General features: G+C 50.5%; 17 protein-coding genes. 14 read left to right on the top strand and 3 right to left on the bottom strand.

Features of this window, described 5'->3' with window-relative positions:
- Positions 1-365: 365 nt before the first annotated feature.
- Complete coding sequence (locus FC49_RS07450) at positions 366-1,385, top strand: hypothetical protein (RefSeq protein WP_056984678.1); 1,020 nt, start codon at positions 366-368, stop codon at positions 1,383-1,385.
- A 337-nt stretch (positions 1,386-1,722) separates the two neighbouring features.
- On the opposite strand, the gene FC49_RS10195 is transcribed toward FC49_RS07450, so the two are convergent.
- On the bottom strand, positions 1,723-4,677 hold the full coding sequence (locus FC49_RS10195; protein ID WP_235804891.1) for a BspA family leucine-rich repeat surface protein: 2,955 nt from the start codon (positions 4,675-4,677) through the stop codon (positions 1,723-1,725).
- Positions 4,649-5,404 (bottom strand): YSIRK-type signal peptide-containing protein, encoded by a 756-nt coding sequence (locus FC49_RS10190; protein ID WP_235804890.1) that lies wholly within the window; start codon positions 5,402-5,404, stop codon positions 4,649-4,651. The genes FC49_RS10195 and FC49_RS10190 overlap by 29 nt, the downstream gene beginning before the upstream one ends.
- A gap of 103 nt (positions 5,405-5,507) precedes the next feature.
- Here FC49_RS10190 and FC49_RS07435 point away from each other — a divergent pair, with 103 nt between their 5' ends.
- The 10 genes from FC49_RS07435 (at position 5,508) to FC49_RS07390 (ending at position 22,461) form a co-directional block, all read left to right on the top strand.
- Positions 5,508-6,332 (top strand): matrixin family metalloprotease, encoded by an 825-nt coding sequence (locus FC49_RS07435; protein ID WP_235804889.1) that lies wholly within the window; start codon positions 5,508-5,510, stop codon positions 6,330-6,332.
- 13 nt (positions 6,333-6,345) lie between these two features.
- Positions 6,346-7,209 carry a LysR family transcriptional regulator gene (locus FC49_RS07430; protein ID WP_056984676.1) on the top strand — a complete coding sequence of 288 codons (864 nt, stop codon included), beginning with the start codon at positions 6,346-6,348 and terminating at the stop codon, positions 7,207-7,209.
- Between the two features lie 74 nt (positions 7,210-7,283).
- Entirely contained in the window at positions 7,284-8,486 is a 1,203-nt protein-coding gene (locus FC49_RS07425; protein WP_056984675.1) for an MFS transporter, read from the top strand.
- A 247-nt stretch (positions 8,487-8,733) separates the two neighbouring features.
- A complete protein-coding gene (adhP, locus tag FC49_RS07420) occupies positions 8,734-9,756 on the top strand; it encodes an alcohol dehydrogenase AdhP (protein ID WP_003711599.1) in 1,023 nt (340 codons plus the stop codon).
- A 142-nt stretch (positions 9,757-9,898) separates the two neighbouring features.
- Entirely contained in the window at positions 9,899-10,366 is a 468-nt protein-coding gene (locus tag FC49_RS07415) for a CtsR family transcriptional regulator (protein ID WP_034537907.1), read from the top strand.
- 15 nt (positions 10,367-10,381) lie between these two features.
- The gene (locus tag FC49_RS07410; RefSeq protein WP_003711583.1) at positions 10,382-12,865 is read left to right on the top strand and encodes an ATP-dependent Clp protease ATP-binding subunit; all 2,484 of its coding nucleotides are present in this window, start codon (positions 10,382-10,384) and stop codon (positions 12,863-12,865) included.
- 133 nt (positions 12,866-12,998) lie between these two features.
- Positions 12,999-13,595 (top strand): TetR/AcrR family transcriptional regulator, encoded by a 597-nt coding sequence (locus FC49_RS07405; protein ID WP_003711574.1) that lies wholly within the window; start codon positions 12,999-13,001, stop codon positions 13,593-13,595.
- A 219-nt stretch (positions 13,596-13,814) separates the two neighbouring features.
- Positions 13,815-17,408 (top strand): DNA-directed RNA polymerase subunit beta, encoded by a 3,594-nt coding sequence (gene rpoB, locus FC49_RS07400; RefSeq protein ID WP_056984674.1) that lies wholly within the window; start codon positions 13,815-13,817, stop codon positions 17,406-17,408.
- A gap of 53 nt (positions 17,409-17,461) precedes the next feature.
- Positions 17,462-21,097 carry a DNA-directed RNA polymerase subunit beta' gene (rpoC, locus tag FC49_RS07395; RefSeq protein ID WP_003716010.1) on the top strand — a complete coding sequence of 1,212 codons (3,636 nt, stop codon included), beginning with the start codon at positions 17,462-17,464 and terminating at the stop codon, positions 21,095-21,097.
- A gap of 182 nt (positions 21,098-21,279) precedes the next feature.
- The gene (locus FC49_RS07390; protein WP_056984673.1) at positions 21,280-22,461 is read left to right on the top strand and encodes a DUF998 domain-containing protein; all 1,182 of its coding nucleotides are present in this window, start codon (positions 21,280-21,282) and stop codon (positions 22,459-22,461) included.
- 46 nt (positions 22,462-22,507) lie between these two features.
- On the opposite strand, the gene FC49_RS07385 is transcribed toward FC49_RS07390, so the two are convergent.
- A complete protein-coding gene (locus FC49_RS07385) occupies positions 22,508-23,194 on the bottom strand; it encodes a prepilin peptidase (protein ID WP_056984672.1) in 687 nt (228 codons plus the stop codon).
- Positions 23,195-23,432: 238 nt separating this feature from the next.
- Here FC49_RS07385 and rpsL point away from each other — a divergent pair, with 238 nt between their 5' ends.
- The 3 genes from rpsL (at position 23,433) to fusA (ending at position 26,562) form a co-directional block, all read left to right on the top strand.
- The gene (rpsL, locus tag FC49_RS07380; RefSeq protein ID WP_003711584.1) at positions 23,433-23,849 is read left to right on the top strand and encodes a 30S ribosomal protein S12; all 417 of its coding nucleotides are present in this window, start codon (positions 23,433-23,435) and stop codon (positions 23,847-23,849) included.
- Positions 23,850-23,869: 20 nt separating this feature from the next.
- Entirely contained in the window at positions 23,870-24,340 is a 471-nt protein-coding gene (rpsG, locus tag FC49_RS07375; protein WP_003711602.1) for a 30S ribosomal protein S7, read from the top strand.
- A gap of 137 nt (positions 24,341-24,477) precedes the next feature.
- Complete coding sequence (gene fusA / locus FC49_RS07370; protein ID WP_003711578.1) at positions 24,478-26,562, top strand: elongation factor G; 2,085 nt, start codon at positions 24,478-24,480, stop codon at positions 26,560-26,562.
- Positions 26,563-26,608: the final 46 nt, after the last annotated feature.

The following is a 26,608-nucleotide window of genomic DNA, read 5'->3' as shown; positions in this document are numbered from 1 at the left end:
ATCCATCAGTACTTAAAATTGTAGAACCGTGATAACAGCCTTTTATTTTTTAGGACAGGTTTTAAATGTGCTGTTATGTTTTAAGTTCAACTGAAATTTTAAGGCTAGACCTACGCACAGAAATAGGCTGCTTTTGTAAAGATGGGACCGTTAAACGGCTGATTTAATTACTCTGTTGAGCCTTTTATTTGAAATAATAATGAACGGAATAGAGCAAGTTGTATGAAGGGTGCCCCTCTTTTGACGTTAATCTTATGATAGACTAATATCCTAAAAAATGCTCCAAAATAATTGCTTTTCCAGCTTTATCATATGATACAATACCAAAGATACTGTTATAACTTGATTAACAAGGCGGGAGAAAAATGGAACGGTACAACCTTTTCAAACATTGGAAACTTACCCTGACTATTGTGATTGCCAAGGTGTTAACCTACCAGGCGGCCTTTGCGTCAATGGGGTCAACCGGTGGTGGCGGCAGCAGTTCGACTGGTGGCGGTGGTAGTAGTTCGTCAACTGGAAGCAGCAGTAGCATTTCGGGCGACCACCATACCAGTGACGGCTCTAGGGCCGTTCTCTTCGTCCTTTGCTTCGCGGGACTTTACGTGCTCACCATTATTGCAGGGATCGCTGTATACTTCTATCGGCGCTTCTGCGACCTCAAGGCGGTTAATGGCTTGGCGGCCTGGATGCTCACGCCTAACATGAAGATTAAGGATTTCAAACGGGGACTCAAGAACGCCAAGATCCGCTTAGAAAACAATGCTGTGGATGACCAATTAGTACAGAACCTAATCGATACTTACGCCCAGGCACAATTTGCCTATGGGCAGTCGATCCGCCGCTGTTTCGCTGACAGCAGTCATTATATGAACCGGTTGAAGTCGCAGTTGGGCCGGGTCTTCTCGTCGACTATGCGTACCGAAATTATTGCCAAGGCGTCAAAGGGAATCATTGATGACGTGGTAGTTAACCATGGCCGGGTTGTCTCAGCGCAGCGGGTTTCTCCTGACCTGATTATCGCAAAGGTCCAGGTAAGGGGACTGGATAATGAAGTCAACGTCCTCTCTGATTTTAATTCCTCATTCCAACGCCAGCAGTGGATTGACTACGTTGTTTTTGGCCGGGAGAAGGGGAGCGCCCAGTGGAAGATTTACAACATTATCTACGGGGCCCACTTCCACCTGAATGGCGAAGACTTCAACCACCAGCAGAGCCTAGACTCAAGCGAGTACACCGAGCAGCAATTGACAGTTTCACCGGAGCTCGTTAAGGCTGCTGAGGCCTGCAAGAAGCGGTTCAGCAGGCGTCAAAACATAAAGGTATTGCTACGCTGGGCCGTAATTATTCTAGGAATCCTGTTCATCAATCATATTCTCGGTTAAACGAAAGGGAACGAGAAATAACCTCCTCGACAGGATTAGAACGAATAGTCGGCACTGCACGGGTCGGCTAGCGTTCGTAAGCAAATAGCCTTGCTGTACGGCGTTAGACACTAGCCCTGTGGCTACGATACGCAGTTAGCCTACTGGTTTCGCATGTTATCTTGATAATAGTTAAGAACTAATAAAAGACTGGGAGAAAAGCAACGTTTTCTCCCAGTCTTTTTGCCGTTTTAAAGGTAATGATGCTGCAACCTACGTGTGACGGGGGTGGGGCAACGAACTAGACGAGCTAGTTTTGTCCCGCTCCCCTCTTATTCCTAGCACTTTCCACTCGGGATCACTTTTCGTGCCGCCGGTTAACAACTGCTCCCAGTGCCAGGAATGGCAGCATTAACAACCCGAAGAATGCCGCGTGGCTTTCCTGATCACCAGTTTGTGGGAGGGCGGAACTGACCTTAGCTTGACTGTTTCCGCCATTGATGGTTCCCCGGGCCTTCTGAGCTTGGCTGGTCAGACCCGCGCCAGCTCCTGCTTGACCGGGAGTAAACGGTCTGCCAGCGTTTGTCCCGGTACCCGGATTGGCCGGGGCAGTTGGTGTGGCTGGTTTAGCAGTGTTCAGCTGGTATTCCGGTGTTACCCAGTCTGCCAGGAAGGCATCATTGGCCGCTGGGGACCGTCGCAGTCTTGCCTTCAAAAGGCCGTTGCTGGTGTCTCCTTGCTGGTCCCAGCTTTGACTGAACGAACCGATGTCGCTCTTGACCTGGTTAGCGGCGATTTGGGAATTCAGGTGGTTGCTGAGGTCGGCCTGGTCAACAAAGACAAAGTTCAATCCGTGCTCACCAACTTTGGTACCCTGGTTGTCCGCCCTGACCAGTGTCAGAATATTGGAGTTTTGCCGTCCCGTGACGGTCTTACCGTTATCATCCGTCCAGGTCTGCTGATTTAGCGCAGTTAGGGCTGGCAATACTCGGCCGTCGTGGCCGTTAGCCAAAACCACGATTGGCTGTGTGCCGGCAAAATCAGTGACTACGAAGGCATCAGTGGTGCCTGGCAGGGAAATGTTGTTCATCGTGATCACGGCTTTATTCGCCAGGTCGGCAAACATTTCTTCGGGCCCGCGGAATTCACCCTGCTTTGCCGAATAGCCGTAGTTGTTGAAGTGATGGAGGTTGCTGAAGTTCCAGTTATTTAAGTTCAGCTGTTGGACTCCGGCGCCCTTGAACATTCCACCGGCAATTTGCAGCTTGCTGGTATTCCAACCACTCAGGTCCAGCTTGGTGAGGTTCTTGGTGTTGGTAAACATGTAGCGGGTACTGTGAACGTTGGCGGTGTTCCAGTGGGAAATATCACCGACCGACGTGAGCGCTGTATCGTTGGCAAACATCAGCGCAAAACTGTAATCTTGCGGAGCATTGAATGTCCCGACCTGACCAGTGTCCCAATGCGAGAGGTCCAGGCTCGTCAGCACGGGATCGTTGGCGAACATATAGCTCATGTCCTTTACCTTACCAGTTTGCCAATTATTGACGAAGGAGAGATCCTTTTGTAATTCCATACCGTAAAACATCGCGTTCATGTTATAAACGTTGGCGGTATTCCAGTTTAAGCCCGTTAGCTGGTCGTCTGGTAGACTGGCGAGGGCTTCAAACATATGACTCATGACAGTAACCTTACTGGTATCCCAGTTTGACAACTTCCCGAGCCTAGTCAGGTGCTGTTGGCCGGCGAACATGAAGCTCATGTCGGTAACCTTGCTGGTGTTCCAGTTTGACAGGTCGAGTTCCTGCAGTTTCCCAAAGTAGGTCGGTACTAGAGGTTCTAAGGGGTGGACTGTATTGTTGTGGTAAGCGGCGAACATACTGCTCATGTTGGTGACGTTGTGGGTGTCGAAGCTGCCAATCCCAATAATCCGGGTCAGCTGCGGGTCGTTGTTGAACATGCTGCTCATGTCCGTGACGTTCCCCGTGTTGAGATTGTTGACGTTGATAGTTTCCACATCGGGAAGATCGGCAAAGAGACCGCTAAGGTTGGTAATTTGCCGTGAAATACTCAGCGTACTGAGGTCGATACTCTTGGCGTGGGTGTTGCGTGCAACCGCCACGTAGGCCCGCAGGATGGAAGCGGGGATGGTTTTGGTATTGGTCAGGTTGAGCTCGGTCAGTTTATCGAGGGCACTTCTAAAGACATCGTCGTCCTTGATTCCCTCCTGGAAGGTCAAGCCACTCAAGTTAAGGCTGGTCAGATTTTGGTCACCGGAAAAGAGTTCGCTAATATCGGTGACCTTGGAAATATCAAGGCCGCTGAGGTTAACGTCCGCTAGACTGGTATCCTGGGTGAACATCCCCTTCATGCTGGTAACCTTACTGGTATTGAGTGCATTTAAGCCGATAATCTTAGTGAGCTTGTAGTCCCGGCGGAACAGTACTTGCATACTAGTAACGTTCGCGGTGTTCAGCCCGGTTAGGTTAATGGTTTCCATGTCCGGCAAGTCCTGGAAGAATCCATCGAGCTTGCTGATGGTGGAGGTGACTGTGAAGGGGCTCAGATCAACCGTCTTGGCATGACGATTGCGAGCGGCGACAACAAACTCTTGGAGAACGTAGGGAGGGATGTTTTCGGCGCCGTCCAGATTAAGTGTGGTGATGTTGTTGACGAAGCCAAAGGCGTCACTATTACCGCTGGGAATGTCAGCAAACTTAGTGTTGCTCATATCAATAGTGGCAATTTTACTATCACCGTAGAACATTGCACCGCCTAAGCCCTTAGTGTTCCGAAAATCCAAACCATGGAGGTTAACCGTCTCCAGGGCCCCGTCACCGCTAAACATGGCGTTAACATTTGTAACGTGGCTAATATCCCAGCCGCTGATGTTGATACTCTTGACGTTATTCAGGTTGCGGAAGGCGAACATCAGGCTCTGAATCTTTGGACTTAGGGTGGTGGAACTGAGGTCAATCGTCGTCAGCGTGCTGTTCTTCCGGAAGGCGTTGACATAGACGTTGAGGATTTGGGTGCTCATGTTTTGCATTCCGTTTACCGATACTTCGTTGGGGAAGGCGTAGCTGAACATCCCCTGGTCACTTGCGTCGGGGTTCAGTTGCCAGTTATCTAAGATCAGCTTCTGCATATTGCCTTGGATCCGGTCAAACATCCAGCCCATGTCCGTGACGTTGCGGAGGTCCCAGTTGGCTAGGTTGGCAACCCTGAGCACGGTGGCTCCGGTAAACAGACCCTTGGTGCTTGTTACACCACTGGTGTCTAGGCTATGCAGGTCCAAGGTCGTCAGGTGCATACACCAGGAGAGGGCCCCGCCAATATCGCCCTTGATGTAGAGCTTGTTTTCGCCCGTGGCACCGGCGTCGTCGATTGTCAGGCTGACTGCGTTGCTGGCAACGGAGTGAGTGTAAGAGGTCCTTGGTGATGTAGACCTTATCTTTAGACGTAATGACCCCGGCTTTGATAAAGTCGCTGGTGTTCGGGATATGAACGTTGGTCTGGTCGCTGCCCTGGTACTTGGTTAGGGTGAATTCGTGGGTGGCGTTATCAAGCTGCCCCACCCAATCATTCGTGTTGTATTGGCTAGCCGTGCTGGCAGGCGCAGTGGCATTCGCCCGCGGCTGAACAGTCGAATTGACGGCAGCCTGCACTCGGGCACTATTGTTCATCCGATTAGCCGTTTTACCAGTTGGTACTTGCTGATCGCTATGGTTGGCGGTCACCGCCGGAGTAGCAGCGGCGGTTGATTGAGCCTGTGTTTGCAGTGGCACGGTCGACTGGGACGTGTTGAGACTGACACTTTGGTTGGTCTGGAGAGCAGTCGTCGCCGCCACTTGCGGTGAACTGGCATTATCCTCCGTGACCGGTGCACCAGCCGATTGAGAACTGGTATCGGCTTTTGCGGACTTGGTATTTCCAGAGATAAAGGTCAGGCCGATTAACACGGAGACGACCCCGACGGAGAGCTTGCGCAGTGCGAAACGTTGTCTCGTAATCCCTGATGGATTTACCCTATTATTCATAGCATCTCAACCCCTTCAACAATTCTGATAATATAAATTTATCAGTTATTAATATAAATAAATCCCTTTCATAGTTCAGTTTAACACAAGATAAGTTAACTGAATGATCGAATTGAGACGAAGCGGCCTGGCGCTTAGCTGGCTGCTTTTTAAGTGGTGGCATGGCTTGTCTTTTCTACTATTAAATGAGAACATTATCAGGAAAGAACGCGTAACTTGGAAGGGGATGATGGCAATTATCAAATCACTGATTGTGAATGCAACGCTGCTCCTGATTCTGACAATCTCCATGCCAGCACAGGCGGCTGATCAGCCAACGGTCGGCTCGGTACCGGAGTTTAACGTGGGAGCAAGCTCCGCGACTGACCAGTCAGGTATCGCCGATTCTCCCCAGGCCGCCCGCGCCGCTAAGCACCAGCTTTATTTGCCGGATAAGACCCCGGTGCCGCTGGAGGGCTACCGTTGGCCGACCACCCATTTAAAAATTTACCTGGCGACCCGCGACCGAGCGCTCGCAACCGCCTTCTGCGATGCCGTTAAAGCGTGGAACAAGACCGGTGTCATCCATCTGACCTGGACCCGGCACCGTGATCAAGCAGACATCATCGTCGAGAGCGGCGACCTTTCTAATGGGCAACCATCGCCAACAGTCGGCTACGTTACCACTCAGCTGGGTTCTACCCGCTCTGAATATAATCCTGACACCCACGCTCTGATCCAAGCACGGTCGACCCTTGATGAACCGCACTTGGAATACACTAGCCGAGTTTTTCGTGGCGAGGTGGCCCAGCATGAATTAGGGCACGCCCTCGGCCTGGCACACGCGCCACAGGGCAGTCATAGTGTGATGATTCCGAATAACGTGCGGACCGGGATTACGAAGGCCGACCGCCAGACCATTCGGATGCTGTATGGTAGCAGTAATTAATGGAGGAATAAGAATGGATAACCTTAACATTGACCTTATCCGGACTTTCTTAATTGTCAGCAGGTTGCGGAGCTTTAGCCGGGCAAGCAACTACCTGTATATCGACCAGTCAACGGTCAGCAAGAAGATTCGCCAGCTTGAGGAGTGGTACGGCGCGCCGCTGTTTGTCCGAACGGCCCGGGGAGTGGAACCAACTATCGCGGGACGGAACTTTGCCCAGCACGCCAACCAACTCCTGGCTGACTTTACCGCCCTGCGCCAGCCCGCACCGCTTGACTGGTCCAGCTTGCGGGTGGGGGCCTTTGACAACATCGCAGCCTACCTCTTCCCGGACTTTTTTGCCCGCCACCTAGCCGACTTGAACCAGCTAAAAATTGAAAATGAAGGGGTGAAGCTGGTGGACCTCTTTAATGCTGGTGACCTAGACCTGGTGATTATTAACGGCTCGCTAAGCACCGCAATTTCGGGTGAATACGTCAAACGGTGTTTGAAAAAGGAAACGATGTGTGTACTCAGTCGTCGGCCAGCGTTAACGGCCATGGGGACGGTGACCCAGCTTGCGGACTTGCGGGGGCAGGATCTCTTGCTGGCGCCCGATTATTGCCCAGTGACCCAGGAAATCTTGCGCCAGCGGGAATTGTTTCGTCATATTCGCCAGGTCGATTACACGGCTACCATGCTGCAATTGATTTTGCAGACTGACTACCTCACAATCCTGCCTGCGGGGATGGTGGCACACTTGATGCTGACGACACCGGAACTAGCGGGGGCTTCTCTGCCGGACTTGCCGCGGCGTGCGGTCACCGCCTTTGCGCGGGAACAAGCGGTTCTTGATAAGGTCGTCGCTGAACTGCTGGGGGATGCCAAGGAGGCCTAACCGGCAATGCTAAGTTGGCACTTCTGCCTGGTAACGTGCTGGGCTATGCTGTCCCTTGAAGAGGTGAACAGCAGATGAATGATAATTATGTTGAATTTCCCCGACCTAAAGTCGTTTTCCTCGCGGCAAGTGTCGGGATTATTGTTGCTAGTATGTTTTACATTCAGCCAATCGAGGAGTTGCTAACGACCAGTTTCCGGGTGGCCCCGTCAGCAGTAGCAGTCATTGCGATGCTGACCCAGGCCAGCTATGCAGTGGGGCTTTTGCTGGTAGTTCCGCTCGGGGACGCGTATAATCGCTACCGTTTTTTACAGTTAATGGAGGGGCTGTCGGTACTTAGCCTCCTGCTGGCCGCTTGTGCGCCAAACGCGGTCGTATTTGGTATTGCCGCAGTGGCGATCGGCCTGACCTCGGTCGGTGGGCAGATTATTATTCCTTACGTGGCCTATCTGACGCCGGTCAAGAAGCAGGGACCGATCCTGGGGACAATGATCAGCGGAATGCTGACTGGAATCTTGTTCGCCCGGACCTTTAGCGGGGTGATTGCCGCGCGGTGGGGTTGGCAGGCGGTGTACTTCCTGGCGGCGGCATTGAACCTTGTCCTCCTGGTTTTGATCCACTACTGGGTACCGGATGATCCGCGCCGGTTGAACAGCCACTTTAGCTATCCCCAGCTCTTACAGACGCTTCCCCGCTTGATTAGGGAGTATCCCTACCTTCGAGGCGCGGCGGTCAACGGCTTTTGTATGTTCGGCATCGCCAACCTCTTTTGGGCGACCCTGTCCTTCCTGCTAGCGGACCGCTTTGGTTACGGGAGTGCCGTGGCCGGGAGCATGGGCCTGCTCGGGGTGGTCGCCATTATTGCCGCGCCGACGATTGGGCGGCTGGTTGACCGCTATTCGCCCCGGGACAACATTAAGTGCAGCTGGTGGCTGGGGGTCGGCGCCTATGTCATCTTTGGCGTCTTTACCGGGAACCTATGGCTGTTAATGCTGGGGATCGTTGTCCTGGACCTAAGCACCCAGTTTAGCCAGGTGACTAACCAGGCCATTATTCAGTCTCTGAGCCGGAAGACGAACAGCCGGAATAATTCGATCTTCATGTTTTCCTACTTTCTCGGTGGGGCCCTAGGAACCGTCATTGGTATCAATGCCTGGGCCAGTTTCCGCTGGTGGGGTGTAACGGTGGCCGCGGCGGTCTTCCTACTGATTGCGGTCCTCAATTACTATTGGCAGGGGGTTCCTCGTCAATTGGGCCGTCATGTTCACAAGGGATGATTGTGAGATGGTTTGCAATCTTGTTATTTTTAGTTAGTGAAATTAGTAATAAAGCTTTAGTAAATCTTGGAATTGGTTTGACTATCTTGAAACGAGTGCTAGTGGCGTAAAGCGTGGTATATTAACCGCAATGGTTTGACATTTATTTATAAAATGTCCGAAAGAAGGCTTTAAAAAAACGGGGGTCTCTGGTATCATAATAATTGTGAAAAAAATAACATGTCTTTTGAGAAGGAGATCTTAGCATATGAAAGCTGCTGTTATCAATGATCCAGTCGATGGATACGTTACTGTTAAGGATGTTCAGCTTCGTGATTTGAAGCCGGGTGAAGCACTGGTTGACATGGAATACTGTGGTCTTTGCCACACTGACCTTCACTGTGCTGCTGGTGACTTTGGTAAGAAGCCGGGCCGGATTATTGGTCACGAAGGTGTCGGCCGGGTATCAAAGGTTGCTCCTGGTGTTACCAGCTTAAAGGTTGGCGACCGGGTATCAATCGCTTGGTTCTTCAAGGGCTGTGGTCACTGTGAATACTGTCTGACTGGCCGTGAAACTCTTTGCCGGAACGTTCTGAACGCTGGTTACACTGCTGATGGTGCCATGGCTGAACAATGTATCGTTCCAGCTGACTACGCTGTTAAGGTTCCAGAAGGCTTGGACCCAGTTGAAGCCACTTCCTTAACTTGTGCCGGGGTTACGATGTACAAGGCTTTGAAGGTTGCTGACATCAAGCCTGGCCAATGGGTATCAATCGTTGGTGCTGGTGGTCTGGGTAACCTGGGGATTCAATTTGCCCACAACGTCTTTGGTGCCCACGTTATCGCCGTTGATGGTAACGAAGACAAGCTGAAGGCTGCTAAGGAAAATGGTGCTGAAATCTGCATCAACCGTCACGATGACAATGTTGACGAACAGATTCAAGAAAAGGTTGGCGGGGTTCACGCCGCAGTTGTTACTGCCGTTACGACCGCAGCCTTTGACCAAGCCGTTAACTCCCTGCGCCCAGATGGTAAGTTAGTTGCCGTTGCCCTTCCACAAGGTGACATGAAGCTGAACATTGCCAAGACTGTTCTTGACGGCATCATCGTTGCCGGTTCTCTGGTTGGTACTCGTCAAGACCTGGCTGAATGTTTCCAATTCGGTGCTGAAGGCAAGGTTCACCCAATCGTTAAGACCCGGAAACTTTCCGAAATCAATGACATGATCCAAGAATTAAAGGACAACAAGGTTGTTGGTCGGAACGTTGTTGACTTCTCCCTCGAAAAGTAATTACAGTTAATTAGGTTAATCAGAAAACAGGATTGTAGCTAGGCTACAGTCCTGTTTTCTTATACGAGCACTTTGGATGGGCAAAAAATACAAATTATGATAAAATAATGGTCAGTATTAGTCAGATAACGGAGGGTGAATGATGGAGAATAAGAGTATCTCAGATATTATTGAAGCTTACTTGAAAGAAATTCTGGGCGACTCTGCTCAGATTGAGATTCGCCGTTCCGAGATTGCAAACCACTTTGACGTGGTCCCGTCCCAGATCAACTATGTCATCAAGACCCGGTTTACCATCCAAAATGGTTACCTCGTCAAGAGCAAGCGTGGCGGCGGTGGTTATATCCGGATTGAGCGTGTTAATTTACTTGATAACATTGACGTGTTAAACTCATTAATCCAAACAATTGGCGACTCAATTCGGGAACGTGATGCGTTTGCCATCGTTCAGACCCTTTACGATGAAAAGGTCATCACCCAGCGCGAGGGTGACTTGATGCTTGTGGCACTTGCCAAGCAGACACTGGACGTTGGCGATACCGATATTGAAGCCCGGTTAAGAGCACGCGTGTTGATTTCGCTACTGAATCGATTACGGTATGAAAGTTAGAAGGGATGATTGCTAATGGATAACATGTTTACTCCTAGTGCTAAGCATGTCTTGATGATTGCCCATGAACAAGCTAAATACTTTAAACACCAAGCAGTGGGGACTGAACACCTCTTGCTCGCGTTGGCGATGGATAAGGATGGGATTGCCAACAAGATCTTTGAACAGTTTTCAATTACCAGTGATGACATTCGTGAAGAGATTGAACGGCTAATTGGTTACGGAACGCTTGACCAGCTCGGCCCAGCTGACTACCTGCCATATTCACCGAAAGCTAAGCAGGTCTTGGCCCTGGCTGGTCAGGAGGCCCAGCAGATGCACTCCCTCAAAATTGGGACTGAACACCTGCTGCTGGCGCTGATTGCAGATGAGAGTGTCCTGTCTTCACGGATTCTCTTTAGCCTAGATGTTTTGCCCCGTCAGGTTCGGAAGGTGACTCTGCGGCGGCTGGGAGTAGCGGAAAGCCAGCTTCGTCGCCAGAACAACCGTCAGGAAAGCAACCGCAAGAGTGGTACACCGACCCTTGATAAGCTGGCTCGGGACATGACCCAGATGGCGCGGAACCAGCAGCTGGATCCAGTCGTTGGGCGTGATGCTGAAATTCGGCGGACGATTCAGATCCTCAGCCGCCGGACCAAGAATAACCCGGTGCTGATTGGTGAGCCGGGAGTAGGGAAGACCGCTATTGCTGAAGGCCTAGCCCAAGAGATGGTGGCCGGAACGGTTCCAGCTGAGCTGGCTAATAAGCGGCTGATGGTCCTCGATATGGGTTCGTTGGTCGCGGGCACTAAGTACCGGGGCGAATTCGAAAACCGTCTTAAAAAGGTGATTGACGAAATCCAGGCGGACGGGCACGTCATCCTCTTTATCGACGAGCTGCATACGCTGATTGGAGCCGGGGGTGCTGAGGGGGCCATTGACGCCTCCAACATCTTGAAGCCGGCTTTAGCCCGGGGAGAACTGCAAACAATCGGGGCGACTACCCTTGACGAGTACCAAAAGTACATTGAATCTGACGCAGCTCTGGAACGGCGGTTTGCAACCGTTCAGGTCGACGAGCCAACCCCAGAAGAAAGTTTGGCTATCCTGAAGGGGCTACGGCCACGCTATGAGGCCCACCACCATGTCAAGATTACTGATGAGGCTTTGGAACAGGCCGTTAAGCTCTCCGACCGCTACATCTCTGACCGCTTCCTCCCAGACAAGGCAATTGACCTGATGGACGAGGCGGCAGCCATGGTCCGGATCAATGCCGAGGAGAAGAAGACCCGCAAGCCGTCATTAGACGAGCAAATTGCGGAATTGCAATCTGCTAAGGAGGCGGCAATTGAACAGCAGGACTTTGACCGGGCGGCCGACCTGCGGGAGCAGGAATTATCGCTGCGGGCTAAGCAGGAGCAGCAGGCTGACCGGGTCAGCGAACGGCAGGCAGAACAGCACTACCGTCTCAAGGTGACTGGCGAAGACGTTGCCAAGGTCGTCGCCGAGTGGACCGGTGTGCCGCTAACCCAGTTGAAGCGGAGTGAAAGTGACCGGCTGATCAACCTGGAAAAGGTCCTCCATAAGCGGGTGATTGGCCAGAACGAAGCCGTTGACGCAGTTGCTAAGGCAATTCGTCGGGCCCGGAGCGGCTTGAAGAACCCGAACCGGCCGATTGGTTCCTTTATGTTCTTAGGGCCAACCGGGGTTGGTAAAACAGAGTTAGCCAAGGCACTGGCTGAGGCGATGTTCGGCTCCGAGGACAACATGATTCGGATCGACATGTCCGAGTACATGGAAAAGTTCAGCACCAGCCGGCTGATTGGGGCCGCGCCCGGTTACGTGGGCTACGATGAAGGAGGCCAGCTGACGGAAAAGGTTCGTCAGCACCCGTATTCCGTCGTTCTGCTGGATGAAGCCGAAAAGGCCCACCCTGACGTCTTTAACCTCTTGCTTCAGGTCTTGGATGACGGTTACCTGACCGATTCCAAGGGTCGCCGGGTTGACTTCCGGAACACGATTATTATTATGACGTCCAACCTTGGTGCGACCCAGCTCCAGGATGAAAAGGAAGTCGGGTTCGGGGCCCGGGACATGAGCCAGGATTACAATGCGATGGCGGGGGCTATTCGTCAGCAGCTGAAATTGCACTTCCGGCCGGAATTCCTGAACCGGATTGATGAAACCATCATCTTCCATTCATTGAATAAGCAGGAACTCCACCAGATCGTGAAGTTGATGACTAACGAACTGCGTGACCGGGTTGCTGAACAGGAGATTAGCCTGAAAGTCACGCCTGCGGCAGTTGACCTAATCGCCGCGGTGGGCTACGACCCTGAATACGGGGCCCGGCCGCTCCGTCGGGCAATTCAGGATAAAATTGAAGACCGCCTGAGCACGGCCCTGATTGATGGTGAAATTAAGCCGGGTGATACCGTGACCGTTGGTGCCCACCATGGCGAAATTACGGTGAAGGTGAAGGCCCCAGCTGCAAAGAAATTAGTCAAAGCCAACCAATAATGTCTAGCAGATAGCGCTGAATTCGACAATAAAAAAAACGAATTTAGCGCTATTTTTGCCTATTCAGCGGTTGTCTTGTGATAAATATTAGTCCTATAATAGAGGTTAGCCAATTTGAGGAGGAAGTTAGTTAATGAAACGAGCAGAACAATTAGAAAAAACTCGTCAGGCGATTATCAAGACGGCTACAAAGTTATTCTTGCAAAAAGGATTTGGTGAAACCTCAACCCGGGATATCGCCAAGCAGATTGGAATCACCCAGCCGGCGCTATACCACCACTTTAGCGACAAGGAAGTCTTATACCTGGACGTGATGAACAAGCTATCAGGAAAGATTCGCCAGGAAATCAACAAAGTGATGCGGAAGCACGACTTAGCGTCGGAAGAACAGTTGTTAGAAATCGTTAAGGTTCTCAAGAAGCACCACCCACTGAGTATTTACGACCAGTACCGGCAGGCGATGCTCCTCCTTTCAAAGAGTTCACAGCAAAAGCTCAACATCATTTTCACCATGGACTACTTGGAACCAATCAGCGATTACTTTAAGCAGCCGTCCGTGAAATTGCGCCCAGATCTGTTGCCCAAGGAAGCGGCGGAATTGTTCTTGGCGAGCCTGTCACCACTTTTTGGGACCTACCAGCTCATCGGTGGGCACTCCATTTCTGACGACGAGCGTGACCAGCTGATTCTTGACTGCATCATTAATGGTCTGGCAAAGCGGGGAAAGTAAAACTTAATTATTGACATTCGCAATTGCTTCAACTATACTAATACAGTATGTAATTGTGAGTTCATTTGAGCCCGGTGATCTATTGTCCATCGGGTTCTGCAATAAAACCAAAGACAGTCCCAATACTGTTTTTGGATTTTTTTTGCCCAAAATGCGGGTTTTGGTTAAATTGTAATCAAAATGTAACATTTAAATGAACCCACCCAACAAATTAGAGAGGTGAACAGTTTGGCCGGACATTTAGTAAAATACGGTAAGCACCGTACCCGTCGTAGCTACTCCCGAATTAAAGAAGTTCTCGAGTTGCCAAACCTGATTGAAATCCAGACCGATTCTTACAATTGGTTTATGGACAAAGGTTTGCGGGAAATGTTTGATGATATTATGCCGATTGACGATTTCCAAGGAAAGCTCTCTTTGGAATTCGTGGACTATCAACTTTTAGAACCGAAGTACACTGTTGATGAAGCACGTGAGCATGATGCGAACTACTCAGCACCACTTCACGTCACGTTACGGTTAACCAACCACGAAACTGGGGAAATCAAGTCCCAGGACGTCTTCTTCGGTGACTTCCCACTGATGACTGACCAGGGAACCTTCATTATTAATGGTGCCGAACGGGTAATTGTTTCCCAATTAGTCCGTTCACCAGGTGTCTACTACAATGAAGAAGCCGATAAGAATGGTCGGCCAAGCTATGGCGCTACCTTTATTCCTAACCGTGGTGCTTGGCTGGAATACGAAACTGACGCCAAGAACATTTCGTACGTCCGGATTGACCGGACCCGGAAGCTGCCAATGACTGAATTAGTTCGGGCCCTTGGTTTCGGCTCCGACGATGAAATCATTGATATGTTTGGTGGCGACAGTGAAAACCTGTCCCTGACCCTGGATAAGGATGTTCACAAGAACGCCGAAGACTCCCGGGTTGAAGAGGCGTTGAAGGACATCTACGAACGGCTGCGTCCAGGTGAACCAAAGACCGCTGATTCAGCGCGGAACCTGTTGACGGCGCGGTTCTTTGATCCGAAGCGCTACGACATGGCTCCAGTTGGTCGTTACAAGACTAACAAGAAGCTGATGCTGAAATACCGGCTGCTTGGTCAGACCCTGGCGGAAACGTTAGCTGACCCAGATACTGGTGAAGTGTTGGCACAAAAGGGTGACACCGTTGATAAGGAAAACCTGAAGAAGCTGGAACCGTACCTGGACCGTGATGACTTCAAGATGGTTACTTACACGCCATCCGACGAAGCGGTAGTAACGGAACCAGTAAAACTGCAAAAGATTTTGGTTTACTCCAAGAATGACCCAGACCGGGTTGTGCCGATTATTGGTAATGGTCACATTCCATTGGAGTACAAGCACATCGAACCAGCTGATATTCTTGCTTCCCTGAACTACTTCTTTAACCTGCAAGAAGGAATCGGCAACACCGATGATATCGACCACTTGGGTAACCGGCGGATTCGTTCCGTGGGTGAATTGCTGCAAAACCAATTCCGAATCGGGCTTGCCCGGATGGAACGGGTTGTTCGTGAACGGATGTCCATTCAGGATCCTGACACGGTAACACCGCAACAATTGATCAACATTCGGCCAGTGGTTGCTTCCATCAAGGAATTCTTTGGTTCCTCCCAACTGTCCCAGTTCATGGACCAAACCAACCCACTGGGTGAATTGACCCACAAGCGTCGTCTGTCTGCCCTTGGTCCTGGTGGTTTGACCCGTGACCGGGCTGGTTACGAAGTTCGTGATGTGCACTATACCCACTACGGCCGGATGTGCCCGATTGAAACGCCTGAAGGGCCAAACATCGGTCTGATCAACAGTCTTTCCTCATACGCTCGTGTTAACAAGTATGGTTTTATTGAAACGCCATACCGTCGTGTATCTTGGAAAGACCATAAGGTAACCGACAAGATCGACTACCTGACGGCCGACGAAGAAGATAACTTCATCATCGCCCAGGCAAACTCACCGTTGAATGACGATGGCTCCTTTGTTGATGATGAGGTTATGGCTCGTGACAAGGATGACTACATTGAAACCAGTGTTGAAAACGTCGACTACATGGACGTTTCACCAAAACAAGTTGTTTCCGTTGCTTCCGCATGTATTCCATTCCTTGAAAACGATGACTCTAACCGTGCGCTGATGGGTGCCAACATGCAGCGGCAAGCTGTTCCGTTGATCAACCCACACGCACCACTGGTAAGTACCGGTATTGACTACAAAGCAGCTCACGACTCTGGGGTGGCCTTGATTGCTAAGAAGCCTGGTACCGTTGAATACGTTGACGCACGTGAAGTTCGGGTTCGTGAAGACGATGGTTCATTAGACACTTACAAGCTGATGAAGTTCCGTCGTTCTAACGGTGGTAAGAACTACAACCAGCGTCCGATTGTTAAGGTTGGCGAACATGTGGATGCCGATGACGTCCTCGCTGATGGTCCATCCATGGAAGAAGGGGAATTGGCATTAGGTCAAAACCCACTGATTGCCTTCATGACTTGGCAGGGTTACAACTTCGAAGATGCCATTGCCATCAACGAACGGCTGGTTAAGGATGACGTTTACACGTCTATCCACATCGAATCTTACGAGTCAGAAGCTCGTGAGACGAAGCTGGGGCCTGAAGAAATGACCCGTGAAATTCCAAACGTCGGGGATGACGCGTTGAAGGACCTGGACGAGGACGGGATTGTCCGCGTTGGGGCCGAAGTTCACGATGGCGATATCCTGGTTGGTAAGGTTACGCCAAAGGGAATGACTGAACTGTCAGCCGAAGAACGGCTGCTGCACGCCATCTTTGGTGAAAAGTCCCGTGAAGTTCGTGACACTTCCCTCCGTGTTCCTCACGGTGGCGGCGGAATCGTCCAGGACGTTAAGATCTTTACCCGAGAAAACGGGGATGAATTGTCACCAGGTGTGAACACCATGGTCCGGGTTTACATCGCTCAAAAGCGGAAGATCCAGGTCGGTGACAAGATGTCTGGTCGGCACGGTAACAAGGGGACCGTTTCTATCGTTATCCCTGAAGAAGATATGCCATACATGCCAGACGGAACACCAATCGACATCATGCTGAGCCCAATGGGTGTGCCAAGTCGTATGAACATTGGTCAGCTGCTGGAATTGCACCTGGGGATGGCTGCTAAGCGTTTAGGCATCCACATGGCTACTCCAGTCTTTGATGGGGCAACCGACAAGGATGTTTGGGATGCTGTGCGGGAAGCCGGCTTCCCAGAAGACGGGAAGACGATCCTCTACGATGGTCGAACTGGTGAACCATTTGAAAACCGGATTGCCGTTGGTTCCATGCACTACCTGAAGCTGGCGCACATGGTTGATGATAAGATTCACGCTCGGTCCACTGGTCCTTACTCACTGGTTACCCAACAACCACTTGGTGGGAAGGCCCAATTCGGTGGTCAGCGGTTTGGTGAAATGGAAGTTTGGGCTCTTGAAGCATATGGTGCTGCCTACACCCTTCAAGAAATCCTGACTTACAAATCCGATGATACCGTTGGTCGTGTTCGGACTTACGATGCCATCATCAACGGTGAATCAATTCCAAAGCCAGGTGTTCCAGAATCATTCCGGGTTCTGGTCAAGGAATTACAAGCACTTGGCCTGGACATGAAGGTTCTCGATGGCAACCAAAAGGAAGTTCAATTGAAGAACATGGATGAGGATGACGCCGAAGTTGTTAGCGTTGACGCTCTTGCTAAGTATGCTGAACAGCACAGTGCGGATGGCAAGGATAAGACCGCTTCGTCATCTTCCACCGAAGATAATGCTAAGTAGGATTTAAGATATAGTTCTTCACTCATGTACTAAGAAATAAGGAGGAACATCCTTTGATTGATGTCAATAAATTTGAAAGCATGCAGATCGGTCTGGCTTCCCCAGATAAGATCCGGAGCTGGTCATACGGTGAAGTAAAGAAGCCGGAAACCATCAACTACCGGACACTGAAGCCAGAAAAGCAGGGTCTGTTTGATGAGCGAATCTTTGGCCCAACTAAGGACTACGAGTGTGCTTGTGGTAAGTACAAGCGGGTTCGCTACAAGGGCCGGGTTTGTGACCGCTGTGGTGTTGAAGTCACCAGTTCCAAGGTTCGTCGTGAACGGATGGGCCATATCGAATTAGCCGCACCAGTTTCCCACATCTGGTACTTCAAGGGGATTCCTAGTCGGATGGGCTTGGTCCTCGATATGAGTCCTCGTTCCCTGGAAGAAGTCATTTACTTTGCTTCCTACGTTGTTCTTGACCCAGGCGACACGCCGCTGGAAAAGAAACAACTGTTGTCCGAAGCAGAATACCGGGACAAGAAGGCTGAATTCGGCGACCGCTTCACCGCTGAAATGGGTGCTGCTGCCATTAAGAAACTCTTGGCAGACGTAGACCTGCAAAAGGAAGCTGCTGAACTAAAGGAAGAGCTGAAGGAAGCTACCGGTCAAAAGCGGACGCGGGCTATCCGGCGCTTGGACATTTTGGAAGCCTTCCTCAAGTCCGGCAACAAGCCTGAGTGGATGGTCATGGACGTTATTCCGGTAATGCCACCGGACTTGCGGCCAATGGTTCAGCTTGAAGGTGGCCGGTTCGCCACTTCCGACCTGAACGACTTGTACCGGCGGGTAATTAACCGGAACAACCGGTTGAAGCGGCTCCTGAAACTGCAGGCACCTGGAATCATCGTGCAAAACGAAAAGCGGATGTTGCAGGAAGCCGTTGATGCCCTGATCGATAACGGTCGGCGGGGTCGTCCGGTGGCTGGTCCTGGTAACCGTCCGTTGAAGTCCCTGTCACACCTGCTCAAGGGTAAGCAGGGGCGGTTCCGTCAGAACCTGCTTGGTAAGCGGGTTGATTACTCCGGCCGTTCCGTTATTGATGTTGGTCCATCCCTCAAGATGAACCAAATGGGGCTGCCAGTTCCAATGGCTTTGGAATTGTTCAAGCCTTTCATCATGCACGAACTGGTTAAGCGGGGCCTGTCAGCCAACGTGAAGGCTGCCAAGCGGAAGATTGACCGCCGGGACGATGACGTCTTCGATGTATTGGAAGATGTCATTAAGGAACACCCAGTATTGCTGAACCGGGCACCTACCCTGCACCGGTTGGGGATCCAAGCCTTCGAACCAATTCTGGTTTCTGGTAAGTCCATGCGGCTCCACCCATTGGTATGTACCGCCTACAACGCCGACTTTGATGGTGACCAGATGGCCATCCACGTTCCGTTGTCTGATGAAGCCCAGGCGGAAGCTCGTCTGCTGATGCTGGCTGCTTCCCACATTCTGAGTCCTCGTGACGGTGAACCAATCGTTTCCCCATCTCAGGATATGGTTATCGGTAACTACTACATGACGACTGAAGATAAGGGTCGTGAAGGTGAAGGGATGATCTTCAACGACACCGATGAAGCCGAAATGGCCTACAAGAATGGTTACGTTTCCTTGCAGACCCGGGTTGGTGTCCAAGCATCGTCATTCCCTGACAAGCCGTTTACTGATGAACAACGCAAGAAGATTATGGTAACCTCCGTTGGTAAGCTCCTCTTCAACCGGATCATGCCAAAGGATTTTGCCTACATTAACGAACCAACAGACGCCAACATTCACGATGGTGTTGACGAACGCTTCTTCCTGGAACCTGGTCAAGACATTCATGAATACCTAGAAAATGCGCCACTGGTTCCACCATTCAAGAAGGGCTTCCTGTCTGACCTGATTGCTGAAGTTTACAAGCAATACAAGGTTACAAAGACTTCTGAATTCCTGGACCGGATCAAGGACCTCGGTTACTACGAATCGACGATCTCTGGTCTGACGACCGCGATGTCCGATATCCACGACTTACCGGAAAAGCCGGAAATTATTCAGAAGGCCCGGAAACAGGTTGCCTTGATCAGCAAGCAGTTTCGTCGGGGGCTGATTACTGATGACGAACGGTACGAACGGGTAATCGGCGCCTGGAACGACGCTAAGGATGAAGTGCAGGACAAGCTGATCGAACACATGGACATTCATAACCCAATTAACATGATGTCCGATTCCGGTGCGCGTGGTAACATTTCTAACTTTACCCAGCTGGCCGGGATGCGTGGTTTGATGGCTTCACCAAACGGTAAGATCATGGAATTGCCAGTTCTGTCTAACTTCTACGAGGGACTTTCCGTGCTGGAAATGTTCCTGTCCTCCCACGGTGCTCGTAAGGGGATGACTGATACCGCCCTGAAGACCGCCAACTCAGGTTACCTGACCCGGCGGCTGGTCGACGTTGCCCAGGACGTAGTTGTACGTGAAAAGGACTGTGGCACTGACCGTGGCCTGGAAGTAACGGCAATCACCAACGGTAACGAAATGATTGAACCACTGTACGACCGGATTATGGGTCGTTACACAATGAAGTCTGTCTTTGATCCCCAAACTGGTGAAAAGATTGTGGGCAAGAATGTCCTGATTGACGAAGCAATGGCTCAAAAGATCGTTGATGCCGGTGTGAAGAAGGTTACGATTCGCTCAGCCTTTACTTGCAACACTGAACATGGTGTCTGCGAACGCTGCTACGGCCGGAACGCCGCTACTGGTGACCGGGTAGAAGCCGGTGAAGCTGTTGGTACTGTGGCCGCTCAATCTATCGGTGAACCAGGTACCCAGCTGACTCTGCGGAACTTCCACACTGGTGGTGTTGCTGGAAACGAAGATATTACCCAGGGGCTTCCTCGTGTGCAAGAAATTGTGGAAGCACGTAACCCTAAGGGACGTGCAACCATCACTGAAGTAACTGGTGAAGTGGTTTCCATCGAAGAAAACCCGGCAGAACGGACTAAGGACGTTACTGTTAAGGGTGAAACTGACACGCGGACTTACACTCTGCCAATTACAGCCCGGATGCGGGTTGCGGAAGGCGACTTCATCCACCGGGGAACGGCACTGAACGAAGGGTCCATCGATCCAAAGGAATTGATCCAAGTTCGTGATGTTCTGTCCACCGAAACTTACCTGTTGGCACAAGTTCAGGGTGTTTACCGGATGCAGGGGATTGACCTGCTGGATAAGCACGTTGAAATCATGATTCGCCAGATGATGCGGAAGGTTCGGGTCATGGATCCAGGTGATACTGACCTCCTGCCAGGTGAACTAATGGACATCAGCCAGTTCCGTGACGCTAACAAGTCCACCCTGTATGCTGGTGGTATTCCAGCCACTGCTCGGCCGGTTATTCTCGGAATTACGAAGGCAGCGCTTGAAACTAACAGTTTCCTGTCTGCCGCATCCTTCCAGGAAACGACGCGGGTATTGACGGATGCCGCTATTCGGGGCAAGAACGACCCATTAGTTGGTCTGAAGGAAAATGTTATCATTGGTAAGATTATTCCAGCTGGTACTGGGATGGGTACTTACCGGAACATTAAGCCAAAAGAAGTCAGTGTTGCTGCTTACTCCATCAAGGATCTTGAGGCCAAGATGAAGGAAGAAGACAAGCAAAACTAATGGTGATTAATTAAAAGGGGCTGGAAATTAAGTCAGCTGCTCAACTGCTGTGCAGCAGTGGTTGGCAGGCCAAATGCTGAGAAATCAGTCTTTGACTAACCTAGCCATCTTTGTGGGAGTGGGACAACGAACTAGGCAAGCTAGTTCTGTCCCACTCCTTTTTTATAGAAAGAAGGGGAAAAGTGGCTACTAAGTATAAAATTGAAATCCCGGCTGATGCCTTGCGGGAGACGGAAATTCACGCGGGAGAAGAGTTGGCTTTGAGTGTGGAGCATAAGCAGCTGAATATGCGGCCGACCGGTGTGGCGGAACAGCTGCCGCAAATTAACATCTGGCTATATACCGTTCCGGCATTCTTGATGATGGTCATCTTTTTTGTCTACACCAAGAGTCAGGCTATTCACCAAATTGCCTTAAACGGGCAGGATTATTCGATTGCCAACGCTGCTACCTTGTTGGGAACGATTAGCGGGATGATAATTTTCATCATCACGGCAATTTGGACGAAGCTGCATAAAACCGGACCGACCAAGGAACTATATTGGCGAAATTTGCCAACGATTGTGGTGGCGGCCGGCCTAATCCTAGTCTTTTCGTTTTCGGCGGCCTTCTGGCTGTTAGAACGAATGTTTATGGACGCCAGCTTTGACATCTATACCTCATCGGTCATGGTGTTCATGGTCCTCGCGGTAGTAAATTACGTAATGATCAACCTCGCAATGACCTTAACGCCGGCAGTGATTACTAACCTGCTGACCATTATGATCATTGGCGGGATGGTGTTTGCCATGCTGACTAATTCGAGCCGGGATTGGTGGCGGCATAACTTTAGCTTTCTGGGAACAGCGCAAAACTCGGCCAATTTCCAATTTAATATTACGTTGATTTTCTCGGGACTATTGATGTTAACGTTGGTGGACTACTTATTCGTTAACCTCCAGCGCCGGTTCCACGGCAAGCAGCTCCTAGTATTGCGGTGGCTCCTGTATGGTCTGTCCGCCTGCATTGCGTCGATTGGCCTGTTCCCTAATGATCCCCAGTACCACATTCTTCATGACCGGATTTCGATGTGGCTGGTGTACATTATTCTGATTTTAATTGCCGCGATTAAGTGGCTGCTGCCCGGGATAACGCGGCAGTTCTTGATCCTGTCGTACACGGTGGGGGCCTTGATGGGAATCGAGTACATCGTTTTCAAGCTGACCGACTACCTATCGTTGACGGCCTTTGAACTGCTGGAATTTGGCTTGGCCTTTTCCTGGCTGCTCCTACTCTTGCAAAATATTGAAAACCTGTCGCGCTTTGGACATAACCTCTTTCTAGTGAAAGTCGTGGAAGAAGACTCGGCCCCGGCAGAAAAATAATTGATATGGCTCTACCAGTTGGTGTTTTCAGATGGTAGGGCTTTTTTTATGCTGGTGACATGACGAGCATAATTATGCCGGTGGCGAAGGCTAACTCTGGCATGAAGGGGACGCGGCCGTGCCGGGGAGGCGGAGCATGGAAATTAATGATGATGGTCAGGAGACAGGCGGTGAGCAGGACCAGAGCAGTTGGGTACCAGCCCAGGGCCAAGAGGAGGACGGTGAGGAACTCTAAGTCTCCCCAGCCAAGTGAGCGGAAGAGGAGGACAAAGAGCAGCAAAATAGCAAACAATACCAGTGCCGGCCACCAACCTCCAGGGCAAGCTGCCCGAAAAAGAAGTCCTAACGGGAAAAGCCCGATTAGTGCCGCCGGGTAGATAAACTGGTAGAAGTGGTCGGTGCTGGCTAGGAAGACGAGGCTGGTCAACACCAATAGGATGCCGGCGGAATAAGGGGAGAGGGTGTGGCAGAGTACCAGCGCGGCTCCACCGGTTAGGAGTTCACTAAAGGGGTAAAAAATGGGTAAGGGGGTCTGACAGTAATGGCAACGACCGCCCTGGAACAGGTAACCGCAGATGGGGATGAGCTGCCAGGGCGCGAGCCGATGCTGACAGTGGTCGCAATAGGAACGTCCCGGCGACCACGGAGACTGACCAGCTCCCAGACGGAAAGCGGCGAGCCCGGCGAACGAGGCCAAGATCGTGCCAAGAAGGAAAAAGTAGAGTTTAAGCATGGGTAAAACCTCCTAATATAGATAAACGTAAAAAAAGAAAATAACTATCTGTGTTCGTTGACATTCTTTAGGGGGCGTGATACTCTATTTAAGGTGCTTTTTTAGCAACGAGTGTCTGTCGTTGGGCAGACGAATGCGTCAACGAAGGCACAACAATCTAATATCATCCAGCAATTTTTTTATTCTTCAAAAAGAACCACCTGGATGTGTGGACTTAAAATAAGGAAGGGGAAAAATTATGCCAACCATTAACCAATTGGTACGTAAGGGCCGTAAGAGCCACAAGGGCAAGTCAAAGTCACCAGCTCTTGGTTATGTTTACAACACTTTCAAGAAAGAAGAAGTTAAGACGCCATCTCCACAAAAGCGTGGGGTTGCTACCCGTGTCGGTACGATGACTCCTAAGAAGCCTAACTCAGCTTTGCGGAAGTACGCCCGTGTACGTCTGTCCAACCTGATTGAAGTTACTGCTTACATTCCAGGTATCGGTCACAACCTCCAAGAACACTCCGTTGTGTTAATTCGTGGTGGTCGTGTTAAGGACTTGCCAGGGGTTCGTTACCACGTTATCCGTGGTACTCTCGATACTGCTGGTGTTGAAGGCCGGATGCAATCACGGTCCAAGTACGGTACTAAGAAGCCTAAGAAGAAGTAATTTAAAGGAGGAGTTCAGTAATGCCACGTAAAGGACATGTACAAAAGCGTGAAATCTTACCAGATCCAATGTACAACTCAAAGCTGGTTACGAGCTTGATTGACCACTTGATGATCGATGGTAAGCGCGGGACTGCTACGAAGATTTTGTACGCAGCTTTCGATCAAATTAAGGAAGAAACTGGTAACGACCCAGTTGAAGTATTCCAAGAAGCAATGGACAACGTTATGCCTGTACTGGAAGTTAAGGCACGGCGTGTTGGTGGTTCTAACTACCAAGTGCCGATCGAAGTTCGTCCAGACCGGCGGACTACCTTAGGCCTTCGTTGGATTGTTCAATACGCACGTCTGCGTGGGGAACACACAATGGTTGAACGGTTAGCTCGTGAAATTATCGATGCTTCTAACAACACAGGTGCTTCAGTTAAGAAGCGTGAAGATACGCACCGGATGGCAGAAGCCAACCGTGCCTTCGCACACTACCGCTGGTAATCACTGTCAATTGAAGCCAGTTGCTTAACTGGTTTCAATAAAGGGGTGACGTAGTTTTGAATAAAGACCGTCATCCCTTTTTCTAAAAATGACGATTAACTTTATAACCATATTTTGGAAGGAGATACACTCTTAAAATGGCTAATAAACGTGAATACCCACTCGCTAAGACTCGTAACATTGGTATCATGGCCCACATCGATGCCGGTAAGACGACTGCTACTGAGCGGATTCTTTACTACACTGGTAAGATTCACAAGATTGGTGAAACCCACGACGGTGCTTCCCAAATGGACTGGATGGATGAAGAAAAGGAACGTGGTATCACTATCACGTCCGCTGCTACGACCGCCGTTTGGAAGGACTACCGGATCAACATCATCGATACCCCAGGACACGTGGACTTCACTGTCGAAGTTGAACGTGCGCTCCGGGTGCTTGATGGTGCCGTAACTGTTCTGGATGCCCAGGCCGGGGTTGAACCGCAAACTGAAACTGTTTGGCGTCAAGCTGACCAGTTCAACGTTCCGCGGATTGTCTTTGCTAACAAGATGGACAAGGTTGGTGCGAACTTCGACTACTCTGTTCAAACCATCAAGGACCGTCTGAACGTTACTCCGCTGCCAATCCAACTGCCAATCGGTGCCGAAGATACTTTCTCCGGTGTCGTTGACCTGGTTAAGATGGTCGCTTACGTTTACGATGAAGATAAGCTGGGTACGAACTGGGATACTGTTGATATTCCAGACGACCTCAAGGAAGAAGCACAAAAGCGTCACGATGCAATGATCGAAACGCTGGCCGACATTGATGACAACATCATGGAAAAGTACCTTGAAGGTGACGAGATTTCCGTTGACGAAATCAAGGCTGCTATCCGTAAGGGTACTTTGGAACAACAACTCTTCCCTGTATTAGCTGGTTCAGCTTACAAGGATAAGGGTATCCAGATGATGCTGGATGCCGTTATCGACTACCTGCCATCACCACTGGACGTTAAGCCATTCGTTGCCCACGATGCTGATGGGAACGAAGTTGAACTGACTGCCGGTGACGACAAGCCATTCGCTGCCTTGGCCTTCAAGATTGCTACCGACCCATTCGTTGGTCGTCTGACTTTCCTGCGGGTTTACACTGGTTCACTGCAATCCGGTTCTTACGTGCTGAACGCTACCAAGGACAAGCGTGAACGGATTGGTCGGTTGCTGCAAATGCACTCTAACCAACAACACGAAATCCCAGAAGTATTCTCTGGTGATATCGCCGCTGCTATCGGTCTGAAGAACACCACTACTGGTGACTCTCTGACCGATCCAGACCACCCACTGCAACTTGAATCCATGGACTTCCCAGAACCAGTTATCCAGGTTTCTGTTGAACCAAAGTCCAAGGCTGACCAAGACAAGATGGACAAGGGTCTGCAAAAGCTGGCTGAAGAAGATCCAACCTTCAAGGCTGAAACTAACCCTGAAACTGGTGAAACTCTGATTGCCGGGATGGGTGAATTGCACCTGGACATCATTGTTGAACGTCTCCGTCGTGAATTCCACGCCGAAGTTACTGTTGGTAAGCCACAAGTTTCCTACCGTGAAGCATTTACTAAGCCAGCAAGTGCTCAAGGTAAGTTCGTTCGTCAATCTGGTGGTAAGGGTCAATACGGTGATGTATGGATCGAATTTACGCCACTTGAAGAAGGTAAGGGCTTCGAATTCGAAGACGCTATTGTCGGTGGGGTTGTTCCGCGTGAATTTATCCCAGCCGTTGAACAAGGTTTGAAGGAAGCTATGCAAAACGGTGTTCTTGCTGGTTACCCACTTGTTGACATGCACGCTAAGCTCTACGATGGTAGTTACCACGAAGTCGACTCTAGTGAAGCGGCCTTCAAGGTTGCCGCATCCCTTGCTCTGAAGAATGCTGCGAAGAAGGCTGACCCAGTTATCCTTGAACCAATCATGAAGGTTGACATCGTTGTCCCTGAAGAAAACATGGGTGACGTTATGGGTCAAGTTACTGCTCGTCGTGGTACTATCGACGGGATGGAAGAACGGGGGAACGCTCAACTGGTTCACTCATTCGTTCCACTGTCAGAAATGTTTGGTTACGCTACTGCCTTACGTTCAGCAACGCAGGGTCGTGGTACCTTCACGATGACCTTTGACCACTACTCAGCTGTGCCAAAGGCTATCCAAGAAGACATTATCAAGAAGAACGGTAACAACTAATTCTTCTCTTAAATGAGATGGCTCTTCGTCAAGAAGTACTGATGAG

It is taken from the genome of Limosilactobacillus oris DSM 4864 (assembly GCF_001434465.1).
GTDB classification, from domain to species: Bacteria; Bacillota; Bacilli; order Lactobacillales; family Lactobacillaceae; genus Limosilactobacillus; species Limosilactobacillus oris.
This window is presented reverse-complemented; position numbering and strand designations above follow the sequence as displayed.

What these genes read in the sequence shown, in the direction of transcription:
- FC49_RS07450 (WP_056984678.1), top strand. Translation starts at nt 366, where the DNA reads ATGGAACGGTACAACCTTTTCAAACATTGGAAACTTACCCTGACTATT.
- FC49_RS10195 (WP_235804891.1), bottom strand. Translation starts at nt 4,677, where the DNA reads ATGCACCTGACGACCTTGGACCTGCATAGCCTAGACACCAGTGGTGTA.
- FC49_RS10190 (WP_235804890.1), bottom strand. Translation starts at nt 5,404, where the DNA reads ATGAATAATAGGGTAAATCCATCAGGGATTACGAGACAACGTTTCGCA.
- FC49_RS07435 (WP_235804889.1), top strand. Translation starts at nt 5,508, where the DNA reads ATGATCGAATTGAGACGAAGCGGCCTGGCGCTTAGCTGGCTGCTTTTT.
- FC49_RS07430 (WP_056984676.1), top strand. Translation starts at nt 6,346, where the DNA reads ATGGATAACCTTAACATTGACCTTATCCGGACTTTCTTAATTGTCAGC.
- FC49_RS07425 (WP_056984675.1), top strand. Translation starts at nt 7,284, where the DNA reads ATGAATGATAATTATGTTGAATTTCCCCGACCTAAAGTCGTTTTCCTC.
- adhP (WP_003711599.1), top strand. Translation starts at nt 8,734, where the DNA reads ATGAAAGCTGCTGTTATCAATGATCCAGTCGATGGATACGTTACTGTT.
- FC49_RS07415 (WP_034537907.1), top strand. Translation starts at nt 9,899, where the DNA reads ATGGAGAATAAGAGTATCTCAGATATTATTGAAGCTTACTTGAAAGAA.
- FC49_RS07410 (WP_003711583.1), top strand. Translation starts at nt 10,382, where the DNA reads ATGGATAACATGTTTACTCCTAGTGCTAAGCATGTCTTGATGATTGCC.
- FC49_RS07405 (WP_003711574.1), top strand. Translation starts at nt 12,999, where the DNA reads ATGAAACGAGCAGAACAATTAGAAAAAACTCGTCAGGCGATTATCAAG.
- FC49_RS07385 (WP_056984672.1), bottom strand. Translation starts at nt 23,194, where the DNA reads ATGCTTAAACTCTACTTTTTCCTTCTTGGCACGATCTTGGCCTCGTTC.
- rpsL (WP_003711584.1), top strand. Translation starts at nt 23,433, where the DNA reads ATGCCAACCATTAACCAATTGGTACGTAAGGGCCGTAAGAGCCACAAG.
- rpsG (WP_003711602.1), top strand. Translation starts at nt 23,870, where the DNA reads ATGCCACGTAAAGGACATGTACAAAAGCGTGAAATCTTACCAGATCCA.
- fusA (WP_003711578.1), top strand. Translation starts at nt 24,478, where the DNA reads ATGGCTAATAAACGTGAATACCCACTCGCTAAGACTCGTAACATTGGT.